At 62.5% G+C, this 25917-nt stretch carries 25 protein-coding genes; 14 read left to right on the plus strand and 11 right to left on the minus strand.

The features are described 5' to 3' along the window. Nucleotides 1-146 precede the first annotated feature (146 nt). Nucleotides 147-2258, plus strand: coding sequence for a TonB-dependent siderophore receptor (locus ASF66_RS08340; RefSeq protein ID WP_056843507.1), 2112 nt, complete (start codon nucleotides 147-149; stop codon nucleotides 2256-2258). A gap of 48 nt (nucleotides 2259-2306) precedes the next feature. Here the strand turns inward: ASF66_RS08340 and ASF66_RS08345 are convergent, their stop codons facing one another. After that, nucleotides 2307-4199 (minus strand): methyl-accepting chemotaxis protein, encoded by a 1893-nt coding sequence (locus tag ASF66_RS08345; RefSeq protein ID WP_056843508.1) that lies wholly within the window; start codon nucleotides 4197-4199, stop codon nucleotides 2307-2309. Between the two features lie 254 nt (nucleotides 4200-4453). Here ASF66_RS08345 and ASF66_RS08350 point away from each other — a divergent pair, with 254 nt between their 5' ends. Beyond that, entirely contained in the window at nucleotides 4454-4987 is a 534-nt protein-coding gene (locus tag ASF66_RS08350) for a cytochrome b (RefSeq protein ID WP_056843509.1), read from the plus strand. 20 nt (nucleotides 4988-5007) lie between these two features. Here the strand turns inward: ASF66_RS08350 and ASF66_RS08355 are convergent, their stop codons facing one another. Continuing rightward, nucleotides 5008-6495 carry a YdgA family protein gene (locus tag ASF66_RS08355; RefSeq protein WP_056843510.1) on the minus strand — a complete coding sequence of 496 codons (1488 nt, stop codon included), beginning with the start codon at nucleotides 6493-6495 and terminating at the stop codon, nucleotides 5008-5010. A gap of 305 nt (nucleotides 6496-6800) precedes the next feature. Here ASF66_RS08355 and ASF66_RS08360 point away from each other — a divergent pair, with 305 nt between their 5' ends. Beyond that, the gene (locus ASF66_RS08360) at nucleotides 6801-7166 is read left to right on the plus strand and encodes a response regulator (RefSeq protein WP_049858745.1); all 366 of its coding nucleotides are present in this window, start codon (nucleotides 6801-6803) and stop codon (nucleotides 7164-7166) included. A 109-nt stretch (nucleotides 7167-7275) separates the two neighbouring features. On the opposite strand, the gene ASF66_RS08365 is transcribed toward ASF66_RS08360, so the two are convergent. Then, nucleotides 7276-7956 carry a GNAT family N-acetyltransferase gene (locus ASF66_RS08365; RefSeq protein ID WP_056843511.1) on the minus strand — a complete coding sequence of 227 codons (681 nt, stop codon included), beginning with the start codon at nucleotides 7954-7956 and terminating at the stop codon, nucleotides 7276-7278. A gap of 109 nt (nucleotides 7957-8065) precedes the next feature. Further along, nucleotides 8066-8818: an SDR family oxidoreductase gene (locus ASF66_RS08370; protein ID WP_056843512.1), complete on the minus strand. Its 753-nt coding sequence runs from the start codon at nucleotides 8816-8818 to the stop codon at nucleotides 8066-8068. A 106-nt stretch (nucleotides 8819-8924) separates the two neighbouring features. Between ASF66_RS08370 and ASF66_RS08375 the strand changes: the two genes are divergently transcribed. The 4 genes from ASF66_RS08375 to ASF66_RS08390 all read left to right on the plus strand — a co-directional run bounded on the left by ASF66_RS08375 (nucleotide 8925) and on the right by ASF66_RS08390 (nucleotide 12037). Next, on the plus strand, nucleotides 8925-9218 hold the full coding sequence (locus ASF66_RS08375) for a hypothetical protein (RefSeq protein WP_056843513.1): 294 nt from the start codon (nucleotides 8925-8927) through the stop codon (nucleotides 9216-9218). 146 nt (nucleotides 9219-9364) lie between these two features. Next, nucleotides 9365-10102, plus strand: a complete 738-nt coding sequence (fnr, locus tag ASF66_RS08380; protein ID WP_056843514.1) for a fumarate/nitrate reduction transcriptional regulator Fnr — start codon at nucleotides 9365-9367, stop codon at nucleotides 10100-10102. 216 nt (nucleotides 10103-10318) lie between these two features. Further along, entirely contained in the window at nucleotides 10319-10867 is a 549-nt protein-coding gene (locus ASF66_RS08385; protein ID WP_056843515.1) for an adenine phosphoribosyltransferase, read from the plus strand. Nucleotides 10868-10975: 108 nt separating this feature from the next. Then, nucleotides 10976-12037 carry an SDR family oxidoreductase gene (locus ASF66_RS08390; protein WP_056843516.1) on the plus strand — a complete coding sequence of 354 codons (1062 nt, stop codon included), beginning with the start codon at nucleotides 10976-10978 and terminating at the stop codon, nucleotides 12035-12037. A 136-nt stretch (nucleotides 12038-12173) separates the two neighbouring features. On the opposite strand, the gene ASF66_RS08395 is transcribed toward ASF66_RS08390, so the two are convergent. Further along, nucleotides 12174-13040 carry a manganese catalase family protein gene (locus ASF66_RS08395; protein WP_049858752.1) on the minus strand — a complete coding sequence of 289 codons (867 nt, stop codon included), beginning with the start codon at nucleotides 13038-13040 and terminating at the stop codon, nucleotides 12174-12176. 393 nt (nucleotides 13041-13433) lie between these two features. Here ASF66_RS08395 and ASF66_RS08400 point away from each other — a divergent pair, with 393 nt between their 5' ends. From ASF66_RS08400 to ASF66_RS08410, 3 genes are read left to right on the plus strand one after another with little or no spacing between them, the layout of a single operon-like run. Further along, entirely contained in the window at nucleotides 13434-14051 is a 618-nt protein-coding gene (locus ASF66_RS08400) for a hypothetical protein (protein ID WP_056843517.1), read from the plus strand. Nucleotides 14052-14086: 35 nt separating this feature from the next. After that, a complete protein-coding gene (locus tag ASF66_RS08405) occupies nucleotides 14087-14482 on the plus strand; it encodes a phage holin family protein (protein WP_156463178.1) in 396 nt (131 codons plus the stop codon). Then, on the plus strand, nucleotides 14479-15309 hold the full coding sequence (locus tag ASF66_RS08410) for a DUF3618 domain-containing protein (RefSeq protein WP_056843519.1): 831 nt from the start codon (nucleotides 14479-14481) through the stop codon (nucleotides 15307-15309). Before ASF66_RS08405 ends, ASF66_RS08410 begins: the two co-directional genes overlap by 4 nt. A gap of 130 nt (nucleotides 15310-15439) precedes the next feature. On the opposite strand, the gene ASF66_RS08415 is transcribed toward ASF66_RS08410, so the two are convergent. Then, nucleotides 15440-16336, minus strand: a complete 897-nt coding sequence (locus tag ASF66_RS08415; protein ID WP_056843520.1) for a DUF808 domain-containing protein — start codon at nucleotides 16334-16336, stop codon at nucleotides 15440-15442. 160 nt (nucleotides 16337-16496) lie between these two features. On the opposite strand from ASF66_RS08415, the gene ASF66_RS08420 reads away from it, so the two are divergent. The 4 genes from ASF66_RS08420 to ASF66_RS08435 all read left to right on the plus strand — a co-directional run bounded on the left by ASF66_RS08420 (nucleotide 16497) and on the right by ASF66_RS08435 (nucleotide 21300). Next, nucleotides 16497-17102: a TetR/AcrR family transcriptional regulator gene (locus ASF66_RS08420; protein ID WP_049858757.1), complete on the plus strand. Its 606-nt coding sequence runs from the start codon at nucleotides 16497-16499 to the stop codon at nucleotides 17100-17102. Between the two features lie 97 nt (nucleotides 17103-17199). Next, entirely contained in the window at nucleotides 17200-18015 is an 816-nt protein-coding gene (locus tag ASF66_RS08425; RefSeq protein ID WP_056843521.1) for an ion transporter, read from the plus strand. Nucleotides 18016-18113: 98 nt separating this feature from the next. After that, nucleotides 18114-19112 (plus strand): sulfate ABC transporter substrate-binding protein, encoded by a 999-nt coding sequence (locus ASF66_RS08430; protein WP_049858759.1) that lies wholly within the window; start codon nucleotides 18114-18116, stop codon nucleotides 19110-19112. Nucleotides 19113-19281: 169 nt separating this feature from the next. After that, on the plus strand, nucleotides 19282-21300 hold the full coding sequence (locus tag ASF66_RS08435) for an acyltransferase family protein (RefSeq protein WP_056843928.1): 2019 nt from the start codon (nucleotides 19282-19284) through the stop codon (nucleotides 21298-21300). Between the two features lie 17 nt (nucleotides 21301-21317). Here ASF66_RS08435 and ASF66_RS08440 read toward each other — a convergent pair whose 3' ends face one another. Genes ASF66_RS08440 through ASF66_RS08460 form a run of 5 tightly spaced genes read right to left on the minus strand, consistent with a single transcriptional unit; the run spans nucleotide 21318 to nucleotide 25913 of the window. Then, nucleotides 21318-21722 carry a hypothetical protein gene (locus tag ASF66_RS08440; protein ID WP_056843522.1) on the minus strand — a complete coding sequence of 135 codons (405 nt, stop codon included), beginning with the start codon at nucleotides 21720-21722 and terminating at the stop codon, nucleotides 21318-21320. A gap of 9 nt (nucleotides 21723-21731) precedes the next feature. Beyond that, the gene (gene ccmI, locus ASF66_RS08445) at nucleotides 21732-22931 is read right to left on the minus strand and encodes a c-type cytochrome biogenesis protein CcmI (RefSeq protein ID WP_056843523.1); all 1200 of its coding nucleotides are present in this window, start codon (nucleotides 22929-22931) and stop codon (nucleotides 21732-21734) included. Then, nucleotides 22928-23413, minus strand: a complete 486-nt coding sequence (locus tag ASF66_RS08450; protein ID WP_056843524.1) for a cytochrome c-type biogenesis protein — start codon at nucleotides 23411-23413, stop codon at nucleotides 22928-22930. Before ASF66_RS08450 ends, ccmI begins: the two co-directional genes overlap by 4 nt. Beyond that, a complete protein-coding gene (locus ASF66_RS08455; protein WP_049858763.1) occupies nucleotides 23410-23946 on the minus strand; it encodes a DsbE family thiol:disulfide interchange protein in 537 nt (178 codons plus the stop codon). Before ASF66_RS08455 ends, ASF66_RS08450 begins: the two co-directional genes overlap by 4 nt. After that, nucleotides 23943-25913 (minus strand): heme lyase CcmF/NrfE family subunit, encoded by a 1971-nt coding sequence (locus ASF66_RS08460; RefSeq protein WP_162240084.1) that lies wholly within the window; start codon nucleotides 25911-25913, stop codon nucleotides 23943-23945. Before ASF66_RS08460 ends, ASF66_RS08455 begins: the two co-directional genes overlap by 4 nt. Between the last annotated feature and the right edge of the window lie 4 nt (nucleotides 25914-25917).

The following is a 25917-nucleotide window of genomic DNA, read 5'->3' on the forward strand; positions in this document are numbered from 1 at the left end:
ATAATTCTCGAGCGCCAAGCTGCGACCAAGCGCCACAGTGACTGCTCAAGGAGGAACACCGCTTCCAGAGGATGTAGAAAAGAGATAGGCAACGGCGCAATTCATTACGTTATAATATAACTATAATCACCAATGGACTGCTGCACATGCGCTCACCTCGCTTCGCCCCCCTGGCCGGCTTCGCCTTCAGCGTGCTGGGGTTGCCCGCCTATGCCGAAACCTCGCCCGAGACCCTTGAACTGGAAGCCATCAGCGTCACCGCTGGCGGCGAAATGGAGACGGCCCATGGCCCGGTCACCGGCTACCGCGCCACGCGCTCGGGCAGCGCGACCAAGACCGACGCTGCGATCAAGGACATCCCCCAGGCCGTGAGCGTGGTTCCGGTACAGGTCCTGGAGGACCTGGGCAGCACTAACGTGGAGCGGGCCCTGCAATGCGCAGGTGGGGTGTCCCAGCAGAACAACTTCGGCGGGCTCACCCTGTATGAATACAGCGTGCGCGGCTTCACCACCTCCGAGTTCTACCGCGACGGTTTCAGCGCCAATCGTGGCTACCCCGCTACACCGGACGTGTCCAGCATCGAGCGCATCGAGGTGCTCAAGGGGCCGGCCGCCAGCTTGTACGGGCGGGGCGACCCCGGTGGGACGGTCAACATCGTCAGCAAGAAACCGCAGGCCGAATCCTTCGCCCGTCTGTACGGCAGTGCCGGGTCCTGGGATCGCTACCGCACCAGCCTGGACCTGAACACCCCGCTCGATGACGAAGGCCAAGTGCTCAGCCGCGTCAACCTGGCGGTGGAAGACAACCACAGCTTTCGTGACCATCTGCAGAGCAAGCGGTTGTACGTGGCGCCGTCGCTGAGCTGGCAACTGGATCCGGACACTTCATTGCTGGTGGAGACCGAGCTGGTGCGGCACCAGTCGGTGTTCGACCGCGGCGTGGTGGCCCCGGGCAACGGCTGGGGTGGCGGCTCGCGGCGGACCTTTCTCGGCGAGCCCAACGACGGTTTCATCGACAACGACAACAACCGTATCCAGGCCGCGCTGGAGCACCGCCTCAGCGACGACTGGCAACTGCGTGTGGCCAGTCACTACAAACAGGGCGAGCTGAGCGGCGATGCCAGCGAGGCCCGCGCGCTCAACGCCGACGGACGCACCGTCAACCGCCGCTATCGCGAGCGCGACATGGATTGGCACGACAGCATCAGCCAGGTCGAGCTGCGTGGCTTTCTCGACACCGCCAGCGTGCAGCATGAACTGTTGATCGGCACCGAGTACGAGGATTACCGCAAGAACGAACGGGTGACCAACACAGCCGGTGCCTATCCCATCGACGTATTCAATCCGGTGTATGGCCAGGCCAAACCCACCGGCGCGCGTTCGGGCACCGACTTCCGCGAGCATGTGCGCAGCCACGCGCTGAACCTGCAGGATCAACTGGTCTTCAGCGAAAAGCTGCGCAGCATGCTGGGGGTTCGCTATGAGCATTTCGACCAGCGCATCGCCGACTACACCACTGGCAACCGCAGTACCCAGCGCCAGGATGCCCTCACCCAGCGTGCCGGGCTGCTCTACCAGCTCACGCCGCAATGGGGTGTGTTCGCCAATGCGTCCACCTCGTTCAAGCCCAACAACGGACTGGATGCCAGTGGCAAGTCATTCGACCCGGAAGAAGGCATCGGCTACGAAGCCGGTTTCAAGGCCGAACTGTTCGACGAACGCCTGAGCGCCACCTTGGCAGCCTTTCACATCGACAAGGAAAACGTGCTGGCGTTGGACCCGACGAGCAACCTCAACCGGGCCATCGGCAAAGCACGCAGCCAGGGCGTCGACCTGCAGTTCAGCGGCCAGCTGAGCGACGCGCTGCGTGTGATCGGCGCCTACGCCTGGATCGATGCCGAGGTGACAGAGGGCGACGCCAGCGTGCCCAAGGGCAGCCGCCTGCTCGGTGTGGCACGCAACAGCGCCAGCCTGCTGGGCGTCTATGAGTTTCAGGATGGTCGGCTGCGCGGTTCCGATATCGGTGCAGCGTTCACCTACGTGGGCGACCGGTCCGGGGAGTCGGGGGGCAATTTCGAGCTGCCCGCCTACCACACGGTCGATCTGCTGGCGCATTACAAGGCCAGCGACAAGGTCACCCTGGGCGTCAACCTGAACAACCTGTTCGACGAGAAGTACTTCGAGCGTTCCTACAGCAACTACTGGGCGATGCCCGGCGAGCCGCGCAACCTGACCTTCAGCGTGGCGATGGATCTGTAGCCGGCGGCGGTTCCTTCCCTGGAAGCCGTCGTGCCGGCGCTGGGGTGATCAGATGCGGAAACTGCCGACCAGTTGCTTGAGGCGCAACGCCTGCTGTTCGAGGTCGGCGCACGCACGCAGAGTGGATTGCAGGTTCTCGACGCCCTCTTGATTGAGGGTGTTGATCTCGGTGATATCGACGTTGATCGATTCCACCACCGAAGTCTGCTCTTCGGTGGCTGCGGCCACCGACTGGTTCATGCCGTCGATCTCGCCGATGCGCTGGGTCACGCTGACCAGACGTTCGCCGGCCTGGTTGGCGATGGTGACACTGGATTCGCTCTGGCCCTGGCTTTCGTTCATCAGGATGACGGCCTGGCGCGCCCCCACCTGCAACTGCTCGATCATGCCCTGCACCTGCTGAGCCGATTCCTGGGTACGGTGCGCCAGATTGCGCACTTCGTCGGCGACCACGGCGAAGCCGCGCCCTGCTTCACCGGCCCGCGCCGCTTCGATGGCGGCATTGAGCGCGAGCAGGTTGGTCTGCTGGGAAATGCTGGTGATCACTTCCAGAATCTGACCGATGTTCACCGTGCTGGCGTTGAGGCTTTCGATGTTGCCGCACGAGCCGCTGATTTTCTGCGACAGCAGGTTCATGGCGTTGATGGTCTGGCCGACCACGGCCTGGCCATCGGCGGCCAGATTGCGCGCGGCACTGGAGTGCTGCGACGCCAGAGCGGCGTTCTGAGCGATTTCCTGGGCGGCGGCGCCCAGTTCGTTGATGGCCGCCGCCACGCTGCTGGTGCGATTGGCCTGCTGATCGGAGTTGAGCATCGAAGAGTTCGAAGCGCTGACAACCCGCTGGGCCACTTCGTTGACCTGGCCGGTGGCCGAGGACACTTCGCGGATCGAGTCGTGGATACGCTCCACGAAACGGTTGAAGGACAGGGCCAGGGTGCCGAATTCATCGGCGCTGTGGATGCTCAGGCGACGGGTCAGATCGCCCTCGCCTTCGGCGATGTCGTGCATGGCCCGACCCATGGTATGAAGCGGCTGCATCAGCAGGCGAATCAGCATGCCCAGCAAGGCGATGATCAGGACCACGGCGACGATCGTGGCGATCACCGCCGAGCTGCGGAATTGGCTGAGCATGGCGTAGGCTTTGGCCTTGTCCATGCTCAGACCGATGTACCAGTCCACCGAAGGCAAGCCCTCGACCTTGGCGAAAGTAACGATGGAGGCACGGCCATCGCGTTCGACCTCGGTCACGTCATCGCCGATACGCGGGGTGTGCTGCGGGTACACGTCCTTGAGTGACTTCATGACCAACTGACTGTCGGGATGAACCAGGATCTTGCCATCACCGCTGACCAGAAAGGCGTAGCCACCGCCGTCGAAATCCAGTGAGTTGATGGTCTTGACCAACGTGTCCAGGCTCAGGTCGCCACCCACCACGCCTACCGGCTGGCCATTGCTGCTCATGGCGGGGGTGGCGATGGTGAGGATGGTCTTGCCGTTGGCGGCATCGATGTAGGGCTCGGTGAGAACGGTCCGACGCGCACTCATGGCATCGGTGTACCAGGGCCGCGTGCGTGCATCGTAGCCTTCGGGCATGGTGTCCGGTGGTTCGAGGAAATAGTTGCCGGAGACATCGCCCAGGTAGGCGAAGTCAAAGTTGGCCAGCAGGGTTTTCTGCTTGAGCAAAGCGCCCACGGCCTCGGCACTGGGGTTCAAGGCAACGCTCTCGGCCAGGGTTTCGGCCAGCAGAATACGACCCGAGAGCCAGTGCTGAATGTTGGTGGACGTAGCGCTGCCCATTTCATGCAGGTAACTTTCCAGGTCGTCGCGAATGGCGTTGCGCTGCAGGTAATCGTTGTACAAGGTGAACAGCGCGAAGGCTGCAGTCACGATGAGCGAGGCGGCCAGGAGAATCTTGTGGCTGAATTTCAGGGTTTTTTGCATGGCCGATAGGTCCGCTATGTAGTTGCAGGGGCTATCGGCACCGACTGGCCGCTATTGAATGAAATGAAACAGAAACGTGAATCGATTCATCTTTTCCGACTGGCGGTTATAGGGTCATCGGACAATACCCGCCTGACCGGTACGCCGTTCGCACCACGGCAGTAACGGACATACTATGACCCAGTGGGTGCCGCCGGTCGGCACGCCGACATCGAGATACGTCCGCCAGGTGCGGCGCTTGAGGAAGTGAGAGGATGGTGATCGAACGCTACAACGGCTTCGCCCAGGCATTGCACTGGCTGACGGTCGCCGCGCTGTGCCTGGTACTGCCCTGTGTCTGGGTCGCGGAGAACTTCCCACCCGGCCCGGTGCGGGTGCTCTGGTACCTGGCCCATGAATCCATGGGCGTCAGCGTCGGCCTGCTGGTGCTGATCCGGCTGACCTGGCGCTGGCGGCACCCAGCTCCGGCCTATCGTTCGGACATTGGCGCGTGCACCCGGATGCTCGCCCACTTGAACCATGGCCTGTTGTACGCCGTACTGCTGGCCATGCCGGTGACTGGCTACCTGATGGCGGGTAATGGCCAGGACGTGCCGTTCTTCGGCCTGGTATCGCTGCCTGGATTCGCCAAGAACGAGGACCTGGGCAAACTGGCCAACACCGTCCATGTGTGGGGCCAGTTTGCGGTGTACGGCCTGATCGTCATGCACGTGGCCGCCACGGTATGGCACGTGGCGGTGCGGCGCGACGGCATGCTCGAACGCATGCTGCCGCCGCAGCGCGACTGACGCTTGCGGCACCTCTGCCCTCAGCGCTTCCCCATGACGCCGACCTGGCCGAGCATCTGGGCGAATTGCTGCAGCGGCATCTTCTGACCGTTGAAATCCACAACGGCATCGCTGTAGCGCAGGGTAGCGCGCAGGTGTTCGCCTTCATCCTTGACCAAGCCCAGCATCTGCCCCAAGCCAGCAATGGTTGCAGTCAGATCACGTCCGGCCTGGGCCACCCGTGCCGGGTCGCTCTGCCCTTGCAGGCTGGCTTGCAGACTGCCCACGTCGGCCAGCATCGGCTTGGACACTTGCAAATCGGCCTGCAGACTGGCGATCAGCGCAGGCCAATAGGCAGGAGAGCCTGGTTGCGTCGGCGCCGGATTGGCCAGTTGCGCCATCATGCTCAAATGGCTCTCACCGTGTTCGGTGGCCAGGCTCAACCGCTCCAGTTGCAAGCGGGGCTTGGCATCGAGCAGCTTGCCGATGACCGCGTCCAGTTGTTGGCGCTGCACCTGGGTCAAGCGCAGGGGCGGTAAGGTGCCATCAGGCAGAGGTGTCTGCCATTGCGGGGCGATGACGGTTCGGTACAGATCGCCGAATTCACGGCTGGCGGCGATGTCGAGGTTGGCCAGCTTGACGCTCATCTGCAGCGCGCCGACCGGGCGGCTGGCATAGTTCAAGGCGCCGACGCTGTAGCTGGCCTGGACATCCAGGTTGCCCTCGACTTCTTGCATCAGGCCGGAGGCGGAAAGATTTTCCACCCGTACGGGCGCAACATCGGCGCCTTGCAGGCTGGCCTGGGCCAGCTTGAGATCGGAGTGCCCCAGGTACAGGCCGGAGGCGCCCAGGATGCCACCGGTGTCGAAACTCAGGCCTTTGAACTGCGCCTGGAGGCGTCCGGCCTGGCCTTCGATATCGGCGAGCAGTTCATCGCTCTGACCGGTCAGGCTGTAGCGGCTGGCGTCGGCGTTCAGCGTCAGGCGTGCATTCAAGCCGGAAAACCGGACGGTGTCATTGCCTTCACGGGCGTCGAGCGGCAACAGTTGCAGGCGGGTATCGCTGGCGCCGTCGTAGCCAAGGCTGACCTGACCGCGCAACGGCGGCTGATTCTGGCTCATGGCGAACCAGGCCTGGGTATCGGCGTTACGCTCGAGCTCGAAGTTGCTCGCCGCCATCACCGGCATGAGCCTGAAGGCCTTGAGGTGCGACCATGGCAGTGGCCCGTGCTCGATGTGATCGACCAGCAACAGCTCGCGGCGTTCAGGTCCGCTATCACCTTGCAAGTTGTTGAGTGTGATGCGGTAGTGCGCCGTGCTGGTGAAGAAACGTCGCTCCAGCGACAGCAGTTCGATCTGCATGCCGGGTTGGCCGTCGACGTTGAAGGACGCCGCCATTTCCCGGTTGGCTTGCCTGATGGCAGTGCTCAGGACCGGCTCCAGCTGAGTGCCGGTGTACCAGGCCCCACCCACGGTGGCGGCTGCGGCCACGACGACGATGCCAGCGAGGATGCCTGTTGCTTTGTTCATGATCGGACTCGTTCGAAAGGATGCCGGGCCAACGGGGCCCTGGCGCAAGACGGTGGCGCGCTCGGCATGAGGTTAGCACCTGCGCGTGGTGATCAGCCAGCCAGAGACGTGAGCGCTGCGAAGGAAAAGGATACCGCTGGGGACTTTATTCGACATTGGCAATCTGGGCTGAATCTCTTTGCATATCCGTTACTTGTACGCAACAGTTTATGCCCTTTCGTCAGTCTTTTTTTCTTGGCACAGAACCCTTTCAAGTTGTATCAGTCGACTGTGTAGCCGCTTATGCATCTTTGAAGGTACGCCCCATGCCCACCGCCTCCATTCTGGTCCTCGAAGACGAAGATCTTATCCGTGATCTGCTGACGACGGTACTTGAAGATGCAGGCTTCAAGGTCACGGCATTTCAGACGGCTGACCAAGGTTGCGACTTTCTGGAAACCCATCCAGGCGAGGTCAACATGGTGGTCAGCGACATTCGCATGCCCGGAAAAATGGACGGCTACGACCTGAGCATGTTGGCCGCCGAGCGCTGGCCTGCCCTGCCGATCCTGCTCACTTCCGGTTTCTCCGGTCGCGACCTGGTGTTGGGGCCGAACGTCGAGTTCTTGCCCAAGCCCTGGACGAGCGAGCGGTTGCTGAACAAGGTCAACAAGTCGCTGCATATTCATTGATGTGAGCGGTGCGCGCCGGCCTCGGCGTTCGAACGGGTGCTTGATCAGGGATACCTGGGTGGTAGATGACGCGGCTTGCGCCGCCGCTACAGGGGAATGGGACAACCGGTCAGATTTGTGAGTCCCGGGCGAATGTGGCGGCTTGGCGGGTCATGTGGTCGAGTTGCCGGTCACGCTTTTTTTCGGCGTCGAGCATGGCCTTGCGGCCGTGCTGATTGAGCAGATAGGCGTGAATCTGCCGTACTTCCAATGATGCATAGATGGGCGCCACATCCAGTACCGCAATGGGCTGATCGGTCGCTTCACCGTCACAACTGAGTTTGACCTGCGGGCCTTGCGCGCCGATCACCTGAAACCCCATGTTTTCGAACCATGACACCTTGCTCACCACGCACGCCAGTTCCACGTGGGCATGACGCTGCTTGATCACATCGAGCAAGCCCCGCGCCACGCCCCTGCGACGTTTCGAGGCGCGTACTGCCATGTAGGCCACGGTGCACACGGAAGGGTCGTGCTCGGCGCGCAGGAACAAGGCGAACCCGTCCAGCGTTTCCGGCTGCGCTTCGTCGAATGCCAAGACCAGTTCCGGTCGCACCTCACGACCGCCCGACATCGCTTCCAGATACTGATGCACTTCGTAGCCAACACCATACTGGTAGAGCTGATAGAGCGGATTGCTCGGGGTGATACCCAGACTGCTGATGTCGGTGAGATAGTCGACGACCATCTGCAGCAGCTGACTCTTGATGTCCTCGGACGGCGCGGAACTGGAATGGTGAATCAGTGACATCGGTGGCAGGGCTCCGGCAGGGTGCTCGCAAGGGAAAGAGCACCATGATAAACCCTGATCCACGCCGATCGACAGCGTAGCGAGACCGCGCAAGTCGCAGGGAGGCGTTTCAGCCTCGTCCAACGAACGGCATATTGGTGGCCATCACGGTCATGTTCAACACGTTCGCCGACAACGGCAGCTTTGCGATGTAACGAACTGCATCGACCACATGCTCCATGTCCACCATAGGTTCGACGGCGATGTCGCCATTGGCCTGGCGTACACCCTTGGTCATGCGTGCCGACAGTTCGGTCAGGGCATTGCCGATATCGATCTGGCTGCACGCGATGCTGAACTCGCGGCCATCGAGCGCCAGACTTTTGGTGATGCCGAGCACGGCGTGCTTGCTGGCCGTATAGGGCATGCTGAAACTGCGCGGCATGTGCGCCGAAATCGAACCGTTGTTGATGATCCGTCCGCCTTGCGGTTGTTGGCGGCGCATCAGCCCAAACGCGGCGCGGCAGCACAGGAATACGCCGGTGACATTGGTCTGCAGAACGTCGGTCCATTTGGCCACGTCCAGCTCGTCGATCGGCACCGCAGGGGCGCCAATGCCCGCATTGTTGAAAATCACATCGAGACGTCCGTAGATCTGCTCAACCTGTGCGAACAAGGCATCGACGCTGACGCTGTCGCGGACATCGGCCGCCACCGCCAGGGCTTCACCACCCTGCTCCGCTATCTGCTGCGCCACCGCCTGCACGGCTTCCAGGCGTCTGCCCGCCAGCACCACACAGAAACCATCGGCCGCCAGCCCCAGGGCGGTCGCCCGGCCAATGCCGCTGCCGGCGCCTGTCACCAACGCTATTCTCTTCGACATGCTTGTTCCTCTGGTTTCGGGTCAGTTACTGTCCGCCGCTCGCCCCTTGCGTTCTTCGATCATCTGCGCACCGCTCTGCTGGCGTTGCTGTTGCAAGGTGTCGGTCGTGTCCGACGGTGAGGAGGACGCGGGCTCTTGGATCGTACTCGAACTTCGGGTGGCCGGGGCGCGATTCATGCTGCTGGACGGGTTGCGTGTGGTGTTGGCCTGGGGCTGCGCAGTGCTGGCGGCCGGGGCCGTATTCACGGTCGACCCGCCCCCGCCGCCCGCCGCAGGACTCGAGGCGCTGAGCCCGGTTGCGGCACCGACGCCGCATGAGGCCGATAAAAGCATGCCGATCACCCCGCTGTATTTCAGTGCACGAAAAAGCGTGTTCATGGGTATCTACCTTTGGCTGTGACGCGGTGGCTTTCCTGATGTAGCTGAGCCTGTGGTTGGCGCGTAGTTCCCCGCGCCTGATGGCGGTTGTTGGCCTGGAGGCGGTTGACTGGGTTACCCTTGTCCGGTCACGAGTGCTTATCAAGATGTTTCAAGAAGGATCGACCAATGTCCGAGCCGGCGAAAAACCGCGCCACTCATCAGACCCATTGCAAGGACTGCAGCCTGGCGCCCCTGTGCCTGCCCCTGTCGCTGGAACTGGCCGACATGGACGCGCTGGACGATATCGTCAAGCGCGGCCGCCCGCTGAAGAAAGGCGAGTTCCTGTTTCGCCAAGGCGAAGCCTTCGGTGCCGTGTACGCGGTGCGTTCAGGTGCGTTGAAGACGTTCAGCCTGAGCGACAACGGTGAAGAGCAGATCACCGGTTTTCACTTGCCCAGCGAACTGCTGGGACTGTCCGGGGTGGACAGCCAGACGTACCCGGTCACCGCGCAGGCTCAGGAAACCACTTCGGTGTGCGAGATTCCCTTCGAGCGTCTGGACGAGCTGTCGGAGCAACTGCCGCAGTTGCGTCGCCAACTGATGCGGGTGATGAGCCGCGAGATCCGCGACGACCAACAGATGATGCTGCTGCTGTCGAAGAAGACCGCCGACGAGCGCATCGCCACCTTTCTGGTCAACCTGTCGGCTCGGCATACCGCCCGCGGCTACTCGGCTGTGCAGTTTCGCCTGAGCATGTCGCGCAACGAGATCGGTAACTTTCTCGGCCTGGCGGTGGAAACCGTGTCGCGGGTGTTCACCCGTTTCCAGCAGAACGGCCTGCTCGAAGCGCAAGGCAAGGAAGTGCGTATCCTCGATGCGCAGCAGCTGTGCGCGGTGGCCGGTGGCACCCCAGGGTCTGTGTGAAAAGTCTTGAGAAGAAGGTCAGGCAAGGCGAAAACAGCCGAGGAAGCGGAGTTTACGGGTTGTAAATGAGCATTCCTCGGCTGTTTTCAACGCAGCATCACCGAGTATCAAGGCTTTTCACACAGAGCCTAGTCAAATGACCGCAGCCGGCGGGGCAGTACTGGCCAGCGGTGAAGGTTATACTGCGCCATCCCTGCCCTTCCAGAGCTATGACCGATGGTTTTCGACGAACACAGCTTCAAGTCCCTGATCCGCCCCGTACCGGATTTCCCCAAGCCCGGCGTGGTGTTTCGCGACATCACCCCGTTGTTTCAATCACCCAAGGCCTTGCGCCTGGTGATCGACAGTTTCGTACACCGCTACATCGACGCTCAGTTCAGCCACATCGGCGCGATGGATGCGCGCGGTTTTCTGATCGGCTCCATCGTCGCCCATGAGCTGAACAAGCCACTGATCCTGTTCCGCAAGCAAGGCAAGCTGCCGGCGGACGTGCTGTGCGAGGGTTATCAGACCGAATACGGCGAAGCGTTTCTGGAAGTGCACGCCGACAGCCTGTGCGAAGGAGACTCGCTGGTGCTGTTCGATGACCTGATCGCCACCGGCGGCACACTGATCGCGGCGGCCAATCTGGTTCGGCGGATGGGCGCGGAGGTGTTCGAGGCGGCGGCCATCATCGACCTGCCCGAACTTCAAGGCTCTCAGCGTCTTCGGGACGCCGGGGTCGGCACCTTCTGCCTGACCCGCTTCGCCCTCGACGAGCGCTAGGCGCTCTGCGCAGCAGCGCTGCGACGTCCCACCACACGCAATTCGATGCAGTCCCCTGCGGGATGTTGCGGTCCAACGCCACAGCATCCACTCAAAACGGGAGACAACATGACTCATTCTGCATTGGTGGTAGGCGCCAGCGGCATCGTTGGTAGCGCGACTTCGCGGCTGCTGCTCGACCAGGGTTGGCAGGTCGCCGGCTTGGCGCGCAAGCCAGCCGTGGCCGAGGGTGTCACCCCGGTCCAGGCTGACCTGATGGACCCGGCTTCACTGGCCACGGCGCTGGCCGAGCTCAAGCCCACCCACGTCTTTTTGACCACCTGGGCCCGCCAGGACACCGAAGCGGAGAACATCCGCGTCAACGCCGCCATGGTGCGCAACGTGCTCGACGCTTTGCGCGCGGCAGGAAGCGTCAAGCATGTGGCCCTGGTCACCGGTCTCAAGCACTACCTGGGCCCGTTCGAAAACTACGGCAAGGGCAGCCTGCCGCAGACCCCGTTTCGTGAGGAGCAGGGTCGCCTGGACGTCGAGAACTTCTATTACGCCCAGGAAGATGAAGTGTTCGCCGCCGCCGAGCGCGATGGTTTCACCTGGAGTGTGCATCGCCCCCACACCATTACCGGTGTGGCTGTTGGCAACGCCATGAACATGGCAACCACCTTGGCGGTGTATGCCTCCATCTGCAAAGCCACCGGCCGCCCGTTCGTGTTCCCCGGCTCGCGCGTGCAGTGGGACAGCCTGACCGACATGACCGACGCCCGTCTGCTGGCCAAGCAGTTGCTCTGGGCCAGTACGACTCCCGCGGCGGCCAATCAGGCTTTCAACGTGACCAACGGTGACGTGTTCCGCTGGAGCTGGATGTGGCAGCAGATCGCCGACTGGTTCGGTGTCGAGGCAGCGCCCTATCCGCAGCAGGTCACGCCTCTGGCAGAGCAAATGACCGACGACGCCGACGTATGGCAACAGTTGGCCCAGAAACATGGCCTGCGCGAAGCGGATATCGATCGGCTGGTTTCACCTTGGCACACCGATGCCGATCTGGGCCGTCCGATCGAGGTGGTCACTGATGTGTCCAAGAGCCGTCGACTGGGCTTCACGGAGTTTCAGGCCAGCGATCAGGCATTCTTCGACGTGTTCGAGAAGCTGCGCAGCGAACGCCTGATTCCTTGAACGCTGTAGCAGCGGCGCGAGCCGCGTCGGCGACAGCTGCGGTATGCACAGGTCTCGCAGCATGAAAAAGCCCCCGCAGCCTGGCTGCGGGGGCTTTTTTTGCCTCTGATCCGTACAGCGATCAGAGCGCGATGCCTTACGCCTTGCCCGAGCCCAGATCGGCCCCGGTGACTGGGTCCGCATCCGGATCGGACTCGGTACGCAGCTTCATGGCTTCCAGTACATCCGCATCGTCTGCAGACAAGGTTACCGAAGCGCTGCCATCACCGCCGTCGACCGCAGGCTCGGGTGATTCGACGAACTCCCACTCTTCACCCTGATTCCACGGCCCACGTACATTCGGCTCACCCGACATATTGAAATACTTGTTGGTGAATTCCGGCATGCCCGGCAACTTGCCCTGGGGGAAGTTGGGCTGAATGGAGTGCAAGGCTTTCTCGAACGACAATTGATGCGCTATTTCACGCGTCATCAAAAAGCCCAGCGCTTCTTTCACGCCTGGATCATCGGTCACATTCATCAACCGCTCGTAGACAATCTTCGCGCGCGACTCGGCGGCGATATTGGAGCGCATATCGGCAGTGGGTTCACCAATGGTATCGATATAGGCTGCCGTCCACGGCACACCGGCCGAGTTGACCAAGGGCGCACCGGCGCCATAAAGCAGACTGGTGATATGAGAGTCATTGCCGGCACCGTTGATGGCACGGTACAACTCGCCCTCTTCCTGCACGCCTTCGGCCAATTGACCTTTGGCGCCCTTGTTGAGCATGACGATGATCGAACCGACGATTTCCAGGTGGCTCAGCTCTTCGGTGGCGATGGACATCAGCAGATCCTTGCGGCCCGGATCATCCTCGGCCAGGGCCTGGGTGAAATAGCGTGCCGCGGCAGCCAGTTCGCCCTGTGCGCCACCGAATTGTTCCAGCAACAGGTTAGCCAGTCCGGGATTGGGTGCGGCAACGCGCACGGTGTATTGCAAACGCTTGTTGTGCAAGAACATTGTCAAATCCTCAGGCTATCTAATTATGCGAGCAAGTCATGGAGCGGCACACGGAAACTCTTGACAAACGAGAGCCACTTAAACAACGCCGTCCTAAGTAGGAAGATAGTTCGCCGAGTTAATGCCATTTATATTGACCAGCCGGACGGAAGGTTATTTATAAAAGAATGACTACTGGCACATTAGCATGGGTTTATCGTTTCAATAATTGCGCAATGATCTTTATTCAGCCAAGCACACACGTATTTAACGAACTCTTTAAATCAGGCATTCATCCACTGGCGTGAACTATTGCAAAGTATCGAACGTCATCCGCTTGAGTGTCGCGGTAAACCTGTGCTCGGCAAGCTGTGCTTTGTGCCCTGTGCTCATTCCAATGATGGGAGAAAAGCAATGGATACGACGCAACGACCTGCCAGCGACGAGGCTGACGCCAACACGTCCCCAGGCAGCACGCCACAAGAGCACCTGCAGGTTCTGGCCGACGAAGCTGGCGCTGCATTGAGCGACGCCAAGCAGCAGGGCGCCGAACAGTACGAACACCTGCGCGACCTGGCCACCGATCAGATCGATTCCCTGGTGGACAGCGCGCAATCAGCTGCTTCTGCGCTGGAGGGCAAGGACACCTTGGGGTTGTCGCAATACCTAGGTCAATTGGCATCGGGGCTTGGCACCTTTGCCGACCAGGTTCGCGACCAGAGCGCCGAAGAGCTTCTGCACAAGGGCGCGCAGTTGGCACGGGACAATCCGGCCGTGTTCCTGGCCGGCAGCGTGGCGATAGGCTTCGCGCTGTCGCGGTTCTTGCGCGCCAGCGCCAGCGCGCCGTCCAGGCCAGGTTCGAGCTTGCCTGCGCCTTCCGACCTACCGCAATACCAGACCTCCGTGCCGCCATTGTCGGCCGATCCTGCCGCGGCCAGCGTCCCGGAACCGGCCACCCAGGCCGCCGTCAGTCCGCCGCTGGGCGGGACCACGCTGTACTCGACGCCCACGCCGCCACGGGAGGCTCTGTGATGAACAACGATCCGTTCGACACACCCCAGGAACGTATGGACTCGGTCCGCCAGGACGATGCCTCCATCGGCGGCCTGCTGCGCCAGTTGACGCGCGAGGTGCCGGAGCTGTTCACCAAGGAGCTGGCACTGGCCAAGGCCGAAATGCAGCAGAGCCTGACCACGCTCAAAACGGGCATTGCCGCCGTGGCGGGCGGTGCGATCGTGCTACTGGCCGGTTTCATCATCCTGCTGATGGCGGCCGTGTATGGCCTGGGTACCGTGATGCAGCTGTGGCTCGCCGCGCTGATCGTCGGCGGTATCACCGTGATCGCCGGTTTCATCATGTTGCAGTCGGGCAAGAAGCAGTTCGAACCGTCGCACTTCACACCGGACCGGACCCTGCACGCCATGCAGCAGGACAAGGAAGCACTGAAGAGGAAAGTCTCATGAGCAGCTCATTGAATAGCGATCTGGACAAAAGCCCGGAAGATCTGGAACGCGAGATCGACGCCAAGCGTGCCAGCATCAGCAATCTGGTCGACTCCCTGGAAAGCCGGTTCACGCCGGGCCAGCTGTTCGACCAGGCCCTGTCGTACACCAAGGGCAACGGCGGTGAGTTCTTCCAGAACCTGGGCACGACCTTGAAGAACAATCCGGTGCCCACGGTGCTCACCGGGGTCGGTCTGGCCTGGCTGGCGATGAACCAGAACAAGCCGTTCCAGCCTGATTCGGCGTCGAGCGGGTCGGGGTTGGGCGGCATGGTCAGTCAGGTGGCGGATCAGGTCAGTCAGGCGTTTTCGGGTGCTGGTGATCGCCTGCATGGCGCGGCCGATACGGCGCGTGGCCACGGGCAGAGCCTGCGTTCCAAGGCGAGTGATCTGTCTGACAGGGCCACCGATTCTCTGGACGCTACGGCAAGCCAACTCACGGACAAGGCTCATGACGTCGGTCAACGCGTGCAGGAGCAGGCCAGCGAGGTGAAAGGTCAGTTCGAGCAACTGCTCAAAGAGCAACCGTTGGTGCTTGCGGCCATCGGCATTGCTCTGGGAGCGGCGTTGGGCGCGGCATTGCCATCGACGCGCAAGGAAAATGAGTTGATGGGACAGACGCGAGATGACCTGGCCGATACGCTCAAGTCCAAGGGGCAGGAAGCCTATGCGGTGGCCAAGGACACGGTGAAGCAGGCGACCGCCAAGGCACCCGAACCGTCCCCGGTCACGCGCGCCATGGCGAGCGAGGGTACGGACCTGTCCTCAGGGCTGGGCATGAAGCCCTGAATCCGGCAGAACGCCAGGCAAACCCGGCCGCGGTGCCTGTAGCAGCGGCGCGAGCCGCGTCGGCGGTGGATGCGGTGTGGCAGTCGGACCGCGTCGGAACCGGACGCGGCTTGCGCCGCTGCTACAGGGGCTAGGATTTGCCGAAGAGCTTTTTGCCAAGGGTGACAACAGCCAGGACCACGGCGCCGGTAAGGATACCGGTCAGTGCGTCCACCAAGGTGCTGGCCACCGTGCCCATCACGCCGCCACCGGCCAACGCCACCGCTGCCTCGTTGATGTGATGCACGAACGGCAGGCCGTGGGCAATGATGCCGCCACCCACCAGAAACATGGCGATGGTGCCCAGAATCGATAACACCTTCATCAACACCGGCGCCAGCCACAGCAGACCATTGCCCAGCGCCTGGCTGGCCGATCCGGTTTTCTGCTTGAGGTACAGTCCCACATCGTCCAGCTTGACGATGCCGGCCACCAGCCCATAGACACCGACGGTAATCAGCACCGCTGTGATGACCAGTACGCCGACCTGGTCCAGGAAGGGTCGCGCTGACACCACCCCCAAGGCCAGCACGATGATTTCCGCCGAGAGGATGAAATCGGTACGCACCGCGCCTTTGATCTTGTCCTTCTCGAACGCGACCATGTCGACCTTGGCATCGGCCATGGCGGCCTTGCGCTGCTCAAGGTCAGCCGCCGAGTCCTTGTGCAGGAACTTGTGCACCACCTTTTCGAAACCTTCGAAACACAGATAGGCACCGCCAATCATCAACAGCGGCGTAATCAGCCACGGTGCGAACGCGCTGATCAACAGCGCCGCCGGCACCAGGATCGCCTTGTTCAGCAAGGAGCCCTTCGCTACTGCCCAGACCACCGGCAGTTCGCGATCCGCCTTGACCCCGGTGACCTGTTGGGCGTTGAGCGCCAAGTCGTCGCCAAGCACCCCAGCGGTTTTCTTCGCGGCCAGGGAAACGTCGTCGAGCAGGGTTGCAATATCGTCGAGAAGCGTAAGCAAATTGCCTGCGGCCACGGGGAGCATCCTTATGGGTGAGTTAGGTGGCTGACGCATGGGACACCGGCTTAGTTCCCCGGCGGGCCGTTGTTGAGCGCTCGGCAAGGCCGGTGCTACCATCGCAGACCCTCCGGCGCGGCCGGATGCCACTGCGCAGAAACAAGGATCTTTGCCCACCATGAGCAGTATTCGCGAGCGCAACAAGGCCCTCATCCTGCGTGCGGCGAGCGAAGAATTCGCCGACAAGGGTTTCGCCGCCGCCAAGACCCAGGACATCGCCAGCAAGGCCGGTGTGCCCAAGCCCAACGTCTACTACTACTTCAAGTCCAAGGAAAACCTCTACCGCGAGGTGCTGGAAAGCATCATCACGCCAATCCTGCAGGCCTCCACGCCGTTCGACACGGCCGGCGAGCCGCAAGCGGTGCTGCGCGCCTATATCCGCTCCAAGATCCACATCTCCCGCGCCCTGCCCTTCGCCTCGAAAGTATTCGCCAGCGAAATCATGCACGGCGCGCCGCACCTGAGCGCCGATCAGGTCGAACAGCTCAACGCCCAGGCATTGCACAACATCCAGTGTCTGCAGACCTGGATCGATCGTGGGCAGATTGCTCCGGTGGACCCTCATCATCTGATGTTCAGCATCTGGGCCGCGACGCAGACCTACGCCGACTTCGACTGGCAGATCGCCTCGATCACCGGCAAGGCCAAGCTGGACGACAGCGATTACGAAGCAGCCATCGACACCATCACGCGGCTGGTGCTCAAGGGCTGCGCGCCGGAATAGCGCCACCTCGCCAGACCCGCTGACGAGGTCGGCGCACAGCCTTGCACCGACGCGGCAAAGCTCCTACGCTGTGCGCCTTCTTGGGAACCCCTTTGCCATGACCACTCTGCGTGATCGCCTGTACGTCGTCGTCTTCCAGAGCGACACCCCTGCCGGACGCCGCTTCGACAAGACCTTGTTGCTGATCATCCTCGCCAGCCTGCTGGTAGTGATCATCGACAGCGTCGAGACGGTGCACAGCCAATACGCCGACCTGTTTGCCTGGATCGAATGGGGCTTCACGTTCATCTTCGCCGTGGAGTACCTGCTACGCCTGTACTGCTCGCCCAAGCCCCTGCGCTATGCGTTCAGCTTCTACGGCCTGATCGACCTGCTGGCAATCGTCCCCGGCATCCTGGCCATCTACTACAGCGACGCCCAGTACCTGATGATCGTGCGCGTGGTGCGCATGCTGCGGATCTTCCGCGTGCTCAAGCTCAGCCCTTACCTGAAGCAGGCCAACTACCTGCTGGCGGCTCTGCGTGGCAGCAAGCAGAAGATCATCGTGTTTCTGGTGAGCGTCACCACTCTGGTCACGGTGTTCGGCACCTTGATGTACGTGGTCGAGGGCCCGCAGAACGGTTTCGCCAACATCCCCACGGGCATCTACTGGGCCATCGTCACGCTGACCACGGTAGGTTACGGCGATATCGTGCCGACCACGCCGATCGGTCAGGTGCTCTCGGCGATGGTCATGATCACCGGTTATTCGATCATCGCCGTGCCCACCGGCATCTTCACCGCCGAACTGGCCAACGCCATGCGCAGCGAAGGCCTGCAGCACGAGTGCGGGGTGTGCCACAAAAGCAGCCACGAACAGACAGCCTCGTTCTGCTCCCAGTGTGGCAATGCGCTGTTCAAGAAAGTGCTATAAGCACCGCCCTTTTTGATCTAATCGCCCCCATAACGCCTGGCAACGGGCCGCAGGCATAATGCCGCCTATTTCCAAGAACGCTCGAAGAGGGAACTGCAGTGAAAAAATTGATCGGTGCCTCGCTGTTGGCGGCAGGCTTGAGCCTGACCGGCCTGGCCCAGGCCGCGCCCAGCCTGCTCAACGTCTCGTACGATGTGATGCGCGACTTCTACAAGGACTACAACAGTGCGTTCCAGAAGCACTGGCAAGCCGAACACAACGAAGCCATCACCGTGCAGATGTCCTTCGGTGGTTCGAGCAAGCAGGCGCGTTCGGTGATCGACGGCCTGCCGGCTGACGTCATCACCATGAACATGGCCACCGACATCAATGCCCTGGCTGACAACGGCAAACTGGTGCCCGACGACTGGGTCACGCGCCTGCCGAACAACAGCGCACCGTTCACCTCGGCGACCGTGTTCATCGTGCGCAAGGGCAACCCAAAAGCGCTGAAGGACTGGCCTGACCTGCTCAAGGATGGCGTGCAGGTTATTGTCCCCAACCCCAAGACCTCCGGCAACGGCCGCTACACCTACCTGTCGGCCTGGGGCTATGTGCTCAAGAATGGTGGCGATGAAAACAAGGCCCGCGACTTCGTCGGCAAGCTGTTCAAGCAGGCACCGGTCCTGGACACCGGTGGACGCGGCGCGACCACCACGTTCATGACCAACCAGATCGGCGATGTGCTGATCACCTTCGAAAACGAAGCCGAAATGATCGCCCGCGAGTTCGGCCGCGATCAGTTCGAGGTCGTCTACCCCAGCGTTTCAGCCGAGGCCGAGCCCCCCGTCAGTGTGGTCGACAAGGTCGTCGACAAAAAGGGCACGCGTGCCGCGGCCGACGAATACCTGAAGTACCTGTGGTCGCCGGAAGGCCAGGAAATCGCGGCCAACAACTACCTGCGCCCACGTGATCCTGCAGTGCTGGCCAAGTACACCGATCGCTTCCCGAAAGTCGAATTCCTCTCGGTGGAGAAAACCTTCGGCGACTGGCGCAGCGTGCAGAAGACCCACTTCAATGACGGTGGCGTGTTCGACCAGATCTACACCGGCCAGTAAACGATCGCTCAACCGCTGGACAGCGTTGCAGGCTTGGGGTAAAAACTCGCCTGTAACGCCCTGCCTTTCGCTTCTCCCCCCTTCTCTTTCCTACGTCCAACGTTCGGCGGTAGCCTGCCCGATGGTTTTTCATCGCGCGCGCTCCAGCGTTGGCGCGAGTTCGATCATCATGAGCACACCATCGGATGCCGTACTGAAATACCGCCCGGAAATCGACGGCCTGCGCTCGCTAGCCGTGCTGCCGGTGATCCTGTTCCATGCCGGCTTCAGCCTGTTTTCCGGCGGATTCGTGGGGGTCGACGTGTTCTTCGTGATCTCCGGTTATCTGATCACCTCGATCATCCTGGCGGAAATGACCAAAGGCGACTTCTTCCTGCTGCGCTTCTACGAGCGTCGGGCCCGACGGATTCTGCCGGCGCTGTTCGTGATGTTGCTGGTCTGTCTGCCCATGGCGTGGATGTGGCTGGACCCGCCGGACCTCAAGGCTTTCAGCAAGAGCCTGGCGGCGGTGCCGCTGTTCTCGTCGAACCTGCTGTTCTGGCGCGAAAGCGGCTATTTCGACGCTGCCGCCGAGATGAAACCTCTGCTGCATACCTGGACATTGGCGGTTGAGGAGCAGTACTACCTGCTCTTCCCATTGCTGCTGATGGCTGGGTGGCGCCTGGGTCGGCGCACCGTGGTGGCGATACTGGCCGTGCTCGCCTTGGCCAGTCTGGCCTTGGCCGAGCATGGCGCCCGCCAGGAATCCGTGGCCGCGTTCTACCTGCTGCACGCACGCGCGTGGGAGCTGCTGGTGGGCTCTTTCATCGCCTTCTACCTCGCTAGGCGACCACGCTCGACCGCTTCGTCCTGGCACGCGCAGGCTGGCAGTCTGCTAGGCGTGGCCATGATCGGCTATGGCGTGCTTGCCTTTGATCACGCCACGGCGTTTCCCGGTTTCAATGCTTTACTGCCCACCGTTGGGGCAGGATTGGTGATCCTCTTCGCCCATCCGGGTAACCCTGTCGGAAGGGTATTGGCGAGCCGCCCGTTGGTAGGCATCGGACTGATCAGCTACAGCGCCTATCTATGGCATCAACCGCTGTTCGCTTTTGCCCGCAACAACAGCCTGGTGGCGCCCACTCCAACGACCATGTTGGGCTTGAGCGGGCTGTCGCTGGTACTGGCCTGGCTGAGCTGGCGCTTTGTCGAACGCGCCTTTCGCGACCGACGCCACGTGCCTGCTGCTCGCCTGTGGCGTTACAGTGCCAGCGCTTCGTTACTGTTAGTGGCGTTAGGCATCACCGGCTTCGTGAACAATGGCTTCAGCCAGCGTTTCGACGTCGATCCCAGCATCATGACCGCCTTCGAAGACCCGCATATCCGCGACGCCTGCGACACGAACTATGACGGCAAGGGCTGGGGCATGGACTTCTGCCTGTTCGGTGCCGATCGCCAGCAGCAGGCCGCAGACGTGGCGGTGTTCGGCGACAGCCATGCCGAAGCCCTGTTGCCGGCGTTCGATACCGCAGGCAAGCGGTACGACCGGCGCATCGCTCACATTGGCATGGGTGGCTGCCCGCCGTTGCTGGGCGTCGACGTGGCGGTGGGCAACTATGCGCCAGGGGCGTGCCCGGCATTGGCCCAGCGCGAGTACGACTATGTGAAGGCCCATGGCATCAAGACGGTGGTGCTGGTTTCACGCTGGACGCTGTACACCGATGGCGATTACGACCAGAACCGCATGAGCGGCTATTTCCTGGTGGATCAAGCCAGCCAGGCGCGCACCCGCGAGGCCTCGCGCGCGGTATTCGAAAAAGCCCTGGAACGGACCATCGATGCCTACCGAGCGTTGGGCGCACAGGTCTACGTGGTGGCTCAGGCACCGCAACAGCAGACCAGTCCGAAGCAGCTCTACTATCGGTTGGCGCGCGACAAGGGGGACAATACCGAACACACGCAACGGCTGCTCGACCGGCTGTCCGTGCCCTACGCGAAACACCTGCAGTTTCAGCACTACACACGCGCATTGTTCGCCGCCGACAGCGCGCGCGAACGCATTCGCCTGGTCAGCCTCGATGAAGCGCTGTGCAGTCCACAAACGTGCCTGATCGGTGACAGTGGGTCGTGGTACAAGGACCACGACCACTTGAGTGCCCGCGGGGTCGAGCGGGTGGCGAGCCTGGTGGGTCAGATCATGCAGAACTGACTCGCGCCTGCCGTGCTTCAGGGATGTTTGCGTCCCAAGCCAGCCGGCACGCCGGTGGTATCGGTGGCTTCCCATGGGCCCCTGGGACTGGTGGCCCAGCTCCAGCCGTCGTTCCAGCGGTAGTAGGTGCGCTGGCGATAGTAGGTGTCGGGCTGATCTTCAAGCACGTACACGCCCAGACTCGGGTCCCAGTGGCTGGCACCGCCCGGAGGCGGGGCGAAGCTGGCCGAGGTCCGCGGCATTGGCTTGGGCGCGGGTGGCGTGGGCGTCGCAGGTGGGGCTGGAGTGGGCGCGGTGCTCGGTCCTGTCGGTGGCAGGGTCTGCACCGGTGGCTGCGGCGCAGGTTCGGACGGGCGCTGCACTGCGCAGGCACTCATGCCCAGGGCCAGGCCGATGACGGCCATTCGAGCTAAACGGTTCATGGCATCTCTCTACAGGTCAGGGCTGTCGATCATCAATTGCTGCACGGCGGCGCTTTCGCTGGCGATCGGCGCACCTCGCGCCAGCCATTCGCCCTGCGTGGGCTGGCCGGCCCTGGATATCCGGGCGATGAGTTGGACTTCGGGAAAGTTCGACAGTTTCAGCTGCGGCATCATCGCATCGCTGTCCGCCAGTTCGACCTGAGCCGGAAGGTCAGCCACCGTCAGGCGCTTGACCGCCAGTGGCATGGGCGGCCCGGACACCGCGCGGGCAAAGACGAACACGCTGTCGCCGGGCTGCACCTTGGCCGCCACACCGGGTGCCAAGGCCACCTGCACTTTCAATACGGCACGTGCCGGAGCGGGCTCGGCAACAGGCAACTTGCCACCGGCGGCCAGTTGGCCACGGGCACGTTCGATTCCACCCTGCAATGCCGTGCGTGCGGGGTCTTTGTCCGGAAGAGTGGCCAGCAGGCGCTCCCAGTAAGCGATAGCCTTGTCGAAATCGCGCCCTTCGAACGCGAGGATGCCGAGCAAACCCAGACTGGTGGCTTCCTTCGGATCACCCAGCAGGGCTTCGTCAGTGAGTGCCTGGATCTGCTCGGACCATTTCTTGCCTGCAGCGAAATACAGCGCCTGCGCCCACTGCCCCAGCACCTCTGGCTGACGACCGCTGAGTTTTGCGGCGCGCTCGAACAAGTCCGCCGCCTGCGCCGGCCGGTTCTGCGCCATGTAGGTCCGACCCAGGATGTACAACCCCTCCACCGCCTCCGGCTGCATCTGCACCGCCTGTTCCAGGCGCGCTGTCATCTGCGCCATGGACGTGGGCGGTACGGCGAACTCGCGGCTCAACTCGACCTGGTCGCTGGCGCCATAGTGCAGGTACAACATGAGCCCCACCACCGGCACCAGAACCGCAGCCGCCAGCGGTATCGAGCGGCCCAGACGGGCGTCAGCGAGCACCTCCCCGCCCTCGGTATCGGCCAGCAACTCGCGGGCGGCCTCGGCCTGGCCGCTTTCCAATTGCGCGGCCGTCAAGACGCCTGCAGCCTGTTGCGTATTCAGTTCGGCCAGGCGCTCTTGATACAGCGCCACGTTGAGGGCGGTGCGGTCCTGCTCGGGCTGGGTGCGACGGGCACGCAGCAACGGCACCAGCAAAAAACCCAGGGCGAGCAGCAGCAACAGGCCGGCAGCGAGCCAGAAATCGATCATGGGCGGTCTTCATCCAACGGTTTTTGGGCGAGCAACGCGGCCAAACGGGCGCGTTCGGCGGGGTCGAGATCACGCGGGCTGGTAGCGGGTTGCCTGCGCCGACGTCGCAAGGTCACCGCGATCACGCCCATGCCGACCACCAGCAAAACCGCCGGGCCGAACCAGAGCAGCCCGGTACGCGCGGTCAGCGCTGGCTTGTAACGGACGAACTCACCGTAGCGATCGACCATGAACTCGATGATTTGCCCGTCATCCTTGCCCTCGGTCAACAGCCGATGGATCTCACGGCGCAGGTCACCGGCGATAGGTGCATTGGAATCGGCGATGTCCTGGTTCTGGCACTTGGGGCAACGCAGTTGCTGGGTCAATTGGTGAAAGCGCTCGCGCATCTGGTCATTGGCGAACTGATAGGTATCGATGGCAGCCCGTGCCACGCCGGACAGGCTCAACAGCAGTATCGACAGCAGCAGCCAGCGCTTCATGGCCGGGCCTCGTCGAGCAGCGCCTGGTACAACGGCGCCAGTTGCTCGCGCCAAACGGTCTGGTCGATGACCCCGACCCACTTGTGGCGAATCACGCCCCTGGCGTCGATAAGGAACGTCTCCGGTGCGCCGTACACGCCCAGGTTCAAGCCCAGGCTGCCGTCCTTGTCGTTGATGTCCAGCGTGTAGGGGTTGTGATAATCGGCCAGCCACCGCCGTGCTGCCACGTTGTCATCCTTGTAGTTGATGCCGTAGATCAGCACGCCCTGCTCGGCCAGCGTGTTGAGCACGGGGTGTTCGACGCGGCAGGCCACGCACCAGGTTCCCCAGACATTGACCAACGCCGGCTTGCCCAGCAGATCGACTCGAGTCAGCGTTCGTTGGCCCTGGGTGTCAGGCAGGCTGAACTCGGGAAACGGCTTTCCGATCAGGGCCGACGGCAACTGCGCGGGGTCAAGATAGAGCCCGCGGTAAAGCAGCACGGCCAGCACCAGAAATGCGCCCAGCGGCACCGCCAACAGCCAACGTTTCATGCTACGGCCCCTTTGCCCAATACGTCACGCACACGCGCCTTGACCTTGATGCGATAGCGCCGGTCCAGTGCGGCGAGGAAGCCACCCAGACCGGTCATCAGCCCACCCAGCCAGATCCAGCGCACGAACGGCTTGACGTGGATCCGCACCGCCCACGCGCCGTTTTCCAAGGGTTCGCCAAGCGCGACGTAGAGATCGCGGGTGAAGCCGGCATCGATGCCTGCCTCGGTCATCACCGATTGCTGCACGCTGTACAAGCGTTTTTCCGGATGCAGCAGGCTCACTTGCACGCCATTGCGCAGGACTTGAACACTGCCCCGCTGGGCGCTGAAATTCGGCCCCCGATGAGGCTCGGCGCCCTGGAAGATGAACTGATAGCCACCCAGATCGACCGCATCGCCCGGCGCCATGCGCAGATCACGCTGGGCACTGTTGTGGCTCGACAACACCACGCCCAGGGCACAAACGGCAATGCCCAGGTGAGCCAGCTGCATGCCCCAGTAGCTGCGCGGCAAGCCGGCAATGCCGCGGGGCAGGCCCTTGTGACGGGTCTTGTCGTGCAAGTCGCGCACCCCGGCCAGCACCACCCAGGCCGCCAGGGCGAACGTGCTCAGCACCGGCCAGGCGAAATCCCCCAGGCACCAGGCGGCCAGCGGCGCCAGCACGGCGCTGCCGAGCAGTACCGGCACCAGCATGCTACGCAGCCAGGCGGTCGGCGTGTGTTTCCAGCGCACCAGCACGCCAACGGCCATGGCCAGCATCAGCAACGCCATCAGGGGCACGAACAGCGCATTGAAATACGGTGGACCGACCGACAGCTTGGCGCCGGTCAGAGCATCCAGCGCCAGCGGGTACAGGGTGCCCAGCAGAATCATCGAAGCGGCCACCACCAAGATCAGGTTGTTGCCCAGCAGCAGGGTCTCCCGCGACCACAGGCCGAAGCCCACGTGGCTCTTGACCACCGGCGCACGCAGCGCGAACAGCGTCAATGAACCGCCCACCACGAACAGCAGGAAGATCAGAATGAACACGCCACGGGTCGGATCCGAGGCGAACGCATGCACCGAGGTCAACACGCCCGAGCGCACCAGGAATGTGCCCAGCAGGCTCAGGGAAAACGCAGCAATGGCCAACAGCACCGTCCAGCTCTTGAACACGCCGCGCTTCTCGGTGACCGCCAGGGAGTGGATCAGCGCAGTGCCGACCAGCCAGGGCATGAACGAGGCATTTTCCACCGGGTCCCAGAACCACCAGCCGCCCCAGCCCAGTTCGTAGTACGCCCACCACGAACCCAGGGTGATGCCGATGCCCAGGAAGCTCCAGGCCACCATGGTCCAGGGGCGCGACCAACGCGCCCAGGCGGCGTCCAGCTTGCCGCCCAGCAGCGCGGCGATGGCGAAGGCGAAGGCCACCGAAAAGCCGACGTAGCCCATGTACAGCATCGGCGGATGGACGATCAGACCGATGTCCTGCAGCAACGGGTTGAGGTCGCGACCGTTGGCCGGAATCTGCGGTAGCACGCGGGTGAAGGGGTTGGACGTGAGGATCAGGAACAACAGGAAGCCGACGCTGATCATGCCCATCACTGCCAGCACCCGCGCCAGCATGACCTGGGGCAACTGCCGTGAGCGGATCGACACGGCAAAGGTCCAGCCGCCCAGGATCAGCGCCCACAGCAGCAAGGAGCCTTCGTGGGCACCCCATACGGCGCTGAACTTGTAATACCAGGGCAATGCGCTGTTGGAGTTCTCGGCCACGTAGCGCACGGAAAAATCGTCGCTCAGAAAGCTCGCGGCCAGGCAGGCGAATGCCAATACCAGGAAGGTGAACTGGCCCCAGGCAGCCGGCCGTGCCAGGCTCATCCACAGTCGATCACCGCGCCATGCGCCCACCAAGGGCACGCTGGCCTGAACCAGGGCCAGACACAGCGCCAGGATCATCGCCAAGTGGCCCAACTCGGGCACCAGCAGA

This window comes from Pseudomonas sp. Leaf129 (assembly GCF_001423465.1).
Lineage (GTDB): Bacteria > Pseudomonadota > Gammaproteobacteria > Pseudomonadales > Pseudomonadaceae > Aquipseudomonas > Aquipseudomonas coleopterorum.